This is a genomic window from Streptomyces sp. NPDC059564, assembly GCF_042735575.1.
Classification (GTDB): domain Bacteria; phylum Actinomycetota; class Actinomycetes; order Streptomycetales; family Streptomycetaceae; genus Streptomyces.
The window spans coordinates 1-5,625 of the sequence record NZ_JBHWBP010000436.1 but is presented as its reverse complement, the minus strand read 5'-3'; the positions used below and the strand labels follow the sequence as shown (position 1 = coordinate 5,625).

Genomic DNA, 5,625 nt, shown 5'->3' with positions numbered 1-5,625 from the left:
CCTCGACCTCGGTCACCGTGTCCAGGGCCGCGAACTGCGGATCGGCCATCACGTCCCGGACGTCGTAGACCGGGGCCACGGCGGCCTCGGCCTCCTCGAAGGCGGCGATCACCTCCTCGGCCTTGTGGCGGGCGATCCAGCCGCCGACCGCCTCGTCGAGGACGTGCGCGTGGGCGGCCCGCCCGGCGCCGTCCGCGAACCAGGGCTCGGCGATCAGTTCGGGCCGGCCGACCAGGCGCAGCACCCGTTCGGCGACGGACTGGGCGGAGGTGGACACCGCCAGCCAGCGGCCGTCCGCGCTGCGGTAGGTGTTGCGGGGCGCGTTGTTGGCGGAACGGTTGCCGGAGCGCGGCTGGACGTAGCCGAGCTGGTCGTACCAGAGCGGGTGCGGGCCGAGCACGGTGAGGATCGGCTCGATGATGGCCAGGTCCACGACCTGGCCGTGGCCGGTGCGGTCGCGGCCGGCGAGCGCCGTCATGACGGCGTACGCGGTGGTCAGCGCGGCGATGGAGTCGGCGAGGCCGAAGGGGGGCAGGGTCGGCGGGCCGTCGGGCTCGCCGGTGATCGCGGCGAAGCCGCTCATCGCCTCGGCGAGGGTGCCGAAGCCGGGGCGGTGGGCGTACGGGCCGTGCTGGCCGAAGGCCGTGACGCGGGCCAGGACCAGCCGGGGGTTGGCGGCGGACAGTTCCGGCCAGCCCAGGCCCCACTTCTCCAGGGTGCCGGGGCGGAAGTTCTCGATGACCACGTCGGCGGTGGCGGCCAGCCGCAGCAGGGTGTCCCGGCCGCCGGGGGTGGACAGGTCGAGGGTCATCGTCCGCTTGTTCCGCCCGAGCAGCTTCCACCACAGCCCGACGCCGTCCTTGGCGGGGCCGTGGCCACGGGAGGGGTCGGGCCGGTCGGGGTGCTCGACCTTGACCACCTCGGCACCGAAGTCCCCGAGCAGGGTGGCGGCGAGCGGCCCGGCGAAGAGGGTGGCGAGATCGAGCACCCGCAGCCCGTCCAGCGGCCCGGGGGCGCCGGGCGCGGGGGCGGGCGTCATGAGGCCCGCCCGGGGGCGGGGGCCGACGCGGCTTCGGCCCCGGACCCGAGGCCGGCTCCGGTGTCGGCCTCCGCACCGGGGGGCCGCTCCGGCGGGGTGGGCACGGCGGGCGGGATGGTTCCCGGGGCGGCGGACGCGGGCCGGTCCAGTTCGGCCCGGGTGGGCATGGAGGACTGGGCGCCGGGGCGTTGGACCGATACCGAGGCGGCCCGGGCGGCCCAGGCCAGGGCCTCCGGCATCGCGCGGCCCTCGCCGAGGGCCACCGCGAGCGCCCCCACGAAGGTGTCCCCGGCCGCCGTGGTGTCCACGGCCCGCACCCGCGGCGCGGGCACGGTCAGCGGCTCCCGCCCCCGCGCCGCGTACAGGGCGCCGGCCGCGCCCAGGGTGACCACCACCTCCGGCACCTCGCGCAGCAGCGCCTCCGCCGCCCCGAGGGGATCGGTGAAGCCGGTGAGGGCGGCGGCCTCGTGCTCGTTCGGCACCAGCAGGTCGACCAGCTCCAGCAGGTCCCGCGGCAGCGGACGCGCGGGGGCCGGGGTGAGGATCGTACGGACCCCGTGGGCGCGGGCCGCCGCCGCGCCCGCGACGACGGCCTCCATCGGGAGTTCGAGCTGGAGCAGCAGGCAGTCGGCGGCGCCGATCCGGGAGTCGTCGCCCGCCTCCAGCGCGGTGACGCTGCCGTTGGCGCCGGGGATGACGACGATGCTGTTGGCTCCCTCGTCGTCGACGGTGATGTGCGCGGTGCCGCTGGCGCCCTCGACGGTGCGCAGCGCCGCCGTCTCGACCCCGGCCTCGGCGAGCGCGGAGCGCAGCCGTGCGCCGAACCCGTCCGCCCCGACCGCGCCGATCATCACCACCTCCCCGCCGAGCCGGGCGGCGGCCACCGCCTGGTTGGCGCCCTTTCCGCCGGGAACGGTGCGGAACTCCCGCCCGGTGACGGTCTCCCCGAGGCGGGGCGCGCGGGACACGTAGGCGACGAGGTCCATGTTCGTACTGCCGAGCACGGCGATGGCCGTCATGAGCGGGCTGCCTCCTGGGCGGTGAGGTGGGCGAGGGTGTCGAAGCCGATGCCGTCGAAGCCGGCGACGGTGGTGGTGAGGCGGTTCTTGAGGGGAGCGGTCCAGCGCTCCGGGAGGCGGTCGGGGGACCCTGCCAGGATCCCGGCGATCGACCCGGCCGTCGCGCCGTTGGAGTCCGTGTCCCAGCCGCCGGAGACCGCACGGCACACGGAGTGGGTGAAGTCGCCGTCCGCGTGGGTGAGGGCGGCCGCGATCAGGGCGGTGTTGGGGAGGGAGTGCACCCAGTGGTAGTGGCCGTAGCAGGCGTGCAGGCGGTCCACGACCCGGTCGAAGTCCGCCTCGTCGCGGGCGGTACGGATCCCGAAGCGGACGGCGTCGGCGAGGCGCGAGCGGGGCGGGACGACGGACAGGCCGGCCCGGAGCGCGGTGTGCACGTCGGACCGGCCGCCGGCGGCCTCGGCGATGGTGGCGGCGGCGAAGAGGGCGGCGTAGACGCCGTTCGCGGTGTGGGTGAGGGCGGCGTCACGGTAGGCCTGTTCCGCGGCGGCGGCCGGGTCGCCGGGGTTGGTCCAGCCGTGCACGTCGGCGCGGATCAGGGCGCCGATCCACTCGCGGAAGGGGTTGTGGTGGGTGGCGGTCTCCGGGGGCTCCAGGCCGAGCAGGAGGTTGCGGTACGCGACGCGCTCGGCGGTGAAGGTACGGCCGGCCGGGAGCTCGTCGAGCCAGAGGCGGGCGAGGTCTTCGGTGGTGAAGGCCTTGCCGTGGCGCTGGAGCAGGAGCAGGCCGAGCAGGGGGTGGTCGAGGTCGTCGTCCTGCGGGGTGCCGTCGATGTTCTCGGCGAGGGAGGTGGGTGCGGAGCGGCGGTTCCAGGGGTACGCGGCCAGGAGCTCCGAGGGGACGTGCCGGGCGGTGAACCAGTCGGCCAGCGGCCAGTTGCCGGCGGCGCGGGCGAGGGCCCGGATCCCTTCCAGGGGGAGCTTCTCGACGGGCTTCCCGAGCACGCACCCGACGGCCCGCCCCAGCCACGCGGCCTCCAGCCTGCGGCGCAACCCGGGATCGGGCCCGGCGCCCGTCGACGGCGTGCGGTCCGGGGCCGGGGGCCAGGTGGCGCGGAGGGTGGGCCACGGGGTGGGTTCCGCGGCCGTCGTGGGGGTGGGGAGGGCGGCCAGGTCCGTCAGGAGGCGGGTGGCCAGGGTGCGGAGCTCCGGTGGGGCCGGGGCGGGGGAGGCGCCGGCCCGGGTGGGGGCCGGGGGGCCGCCCGCCGCCGTCCAGGCGCGCAGCACCGGCCCGGCGTCCCGCCCGTCCTCGGCGGCCTGCCGCAGCTCGTGGCCGATCAGGTCCTCGGGCTGGGCCCAGGTGAGCCGGATCACCGCGGGGACGCGATGGCCGTGAAGGCCGCCTCGTGGGCGCGCCGCCGGTCCCGGTCCCGGGCGAAGACCTCCCGGGCGACCGCCGCCAGCACCGTCGCCGGAGCGTGCAGGTCGAGGCGGCTGGCCTCGGCGACCTGCTTGGCCCAGCCCTCCGGTACGGCCCCGGCTCCGCCCAGCGCGCCCGCGACGGCGCCCGCCATGGTGGCGATGGAGTCGCAGTCGCGGCCGTAGTTGACGGCGCCGAGCACCGAGGCCTCGTACGCCCCGTCGGCGACGAGCAGCATCCCGAGGGCGACCGGGAGCTCCTCGATGGAGTGCAGCCGCGAGGGCCGCCGGGCGCCGAGGGAGGGCGCGCGGTAGTCCGGCCCGACCGAGTCGTACGGGGCCACCGCCTCCCGGAGCGGGACCAGCGCCGACTCGAAGTCCCGGTACCGCACCGCGACGTCCCGTACGGCGGCGATGGCGGCCCGCGTGCCGTCCTTGGCCAGGGACAGCGCCGCGTCCACCACCGAGGCGGCGTTCGCGCCGGGCACGCACGCCGCCGCCACGGCCGCCGCGAAGACGCCCGCCGCCTCCCGCCCGTACGAGGACTGGTGCGCGCCGGTGACGTCCAGCGCCTCGGCGTACGCGGCGGCCGGGTTGCCCGCGTTGACCAGTCCGACCGGCGCCATGTACATCGCCGCGCCGCAGTTGACGATGTTGCCGGTGCCGGCCTCGCGGGGGTCGGCGTGCGCGTAGTGCAGCCGGGTCACGATCCACTTCTCGGCGAGGAACACCCGCTGCAGGGGCAGGGCCTCGGCCTCCAGCTCCGGGATCCAGCGGGGGACCGTCATCAGGTCGGGCACGAGGTGGTCGGCGACCGCGTACGCGTCCAGGTGGTCGCGGACGGTTCCGTAGACCCGTACGAGGGCGTGGGTCATCAGGGTGTCGTCGGTGACGTGGCCGTCGCCCTTGTGGTACGGGGCGATGGGGCGGGCGGTGCGCCAGTCCTGGTGCCAGGGGCCGACGACGCCGTGCACGCGGCCGCCGTGCCGTTCGACGATCTGGTCCGGGGACCAGCCCTCCACCGGGCCGCCGAGCGCGTCGCCGACGGCGGCTCCGACGAGGGCGCCGGTGACCCGGTCCTCCAGTGTGAGCGTCATGTCCGAATCATCCCTTGGGTGAGGTGAGTTCCGTACGGGTGAGCAGTGCGGCCAGTTCGACGAGGTCGGTTCCGGCCAGGCGGGGGAGGGCGCAGCCGGAGAGGGTGCGGCAGGCTTCGCGCCAGGCGGCGGGGAGGGAATCGCCGCCGCCGAGGGCGCCGGTGAGGGCGCCCGCGAGGGCGGGGGCGGAGTCCGCGACGCGGGAGAGGCAGGCGGCGGCCGGGACCGCCTCGCAGACGCGGCCGCGGGCGGCGGTGGCCAGGGCGAGGGCGACGGGGACGGTCTCGGCGGCGGCGATGCCGTAGCTGTAGACGTGGTCCACGATCTGGTGCTCCAGGAGCGGGACGAGGGCGAAGGCGCCGGCCCCGGCGTCGGCGCGGGCGAGTTTGACGGCGTGCCGGGCGTTGCGGCCGATCTCGGTGGCGGCGGGGAGCTGGGCGAGGGCGGCGTCGACGGCGGTGTCGGTGTCGGCGCCCGCGAGGGCGGTGGCGAGGGCGGCGGCCATGGCGCGGGCGCCGTGGACTCCGTCGCCGTCCTGGGTGTAGCGGGCGTCGAACTCGGCGAGGTCCGCGGCGGCGCGGGGGTCGCCGGGGTGGACGACGGCGAGCACGCAGGCGCGGACGCAGGCGGCGTCGTCGAAGTAGTGCGGGTTGTCGTGGCCGGTGGCGGGCGGGCGCAGGCCCGCGGCGAGGTTGCCGAGGCCGGCGCGGACGGAGATGCGGGCGCGGAGGGGGAGGACGGCCGATTCCACCTCGGGGGCGCGTTCGGCGGCGGCCGCGACCTCGCTGGCGAGGGCGTTCCAGGCGAGGTCGATGGCGGCGCGCATGCGGCGTGACCGGCTGAGGTCGCTGAGCAGGACCCCGGCGGCGGTGAGGATGGACTCGGCGGCGAAGGCGGCCCATTCCGCGTCGTCGGAGGGGCCGAGGCGGAGGGGTTCGGGGGGCTGGTTGAGGGCGATGGGGACGGGGAGGGTGGTCGTGGCGTTCTGCTCCGCGAAGGTGTCGAGCTCCCGGGTGAGGCGGCGGGTCCACTCGGGCATCCGGCTGGCCCGGTGC

General features: G+C 77.0%; 5 protein-coding genes. All 5 read right to left on the bottom strand.

Annotated elements, in window-relative coordinates:
- A partial coding sequence (locus tag ACFV0Q_RS37520) for a CaiB/BaiF CoA transferase family protein (protein WP_385011972.1) occupies nt 1-1,039 on the bottom strand: 1,039 nt, incomplete at its 3' end.
- Complete coding sequence (gene rbsK / locus ACFV0Q_RS37515; RefSeq protein ID WP_385011969.1) at nt 1,036-2,058, bottom strand: ribokinase; 1,023 nt, start codon at nt 2,056-2,058, stop codon at nt 1,036-1,038. The genes ACFV0Q_RS37520 and rbsK, both read right to left, overlap by 4 nt.
- Entirely contained in the window at nt 2,055-3,428 is a 1,374-nt protein-coding gene (locus tag ACFV0Q_RS37510; RefSeq protein WP_385011968.1) for an ADP-ribosylglycohydrolase family protein, read from the bottom strand. The genes rbsK and ACFV0Q_RS37510 overlap by 4 nt, the downstream gene beginning before the upstream one ends.
- Complete coding sequence (locus ACFV0Q_RS37505; protein WP_385011966.1) at nt 3,425-4,570, bottom strand: ADP-ribosylglycohydrolase family protein; 1,146 nt, start codon at nt 4,568-4,570, stop codon at nt 3,425-3,427. The genes ACFV0Q_RS37510 and ACFV0Q_RS37505 overlap by 4 nt, the downstream gene beginning before the upstream one ends.
- A gap of 7 nt (nt 4,571-4,577) precedes the next feature.
- Nucleotides 4,578-5,625, bottom strand: a 1,048-nt coding sequence (locus ACFV0Q_RS37500; RefSeq protein ID WP_385011963.1) for an ADP-ribosylglycohydrolase family protein, incomplete at its 5' end; no start/stop codon positions are given.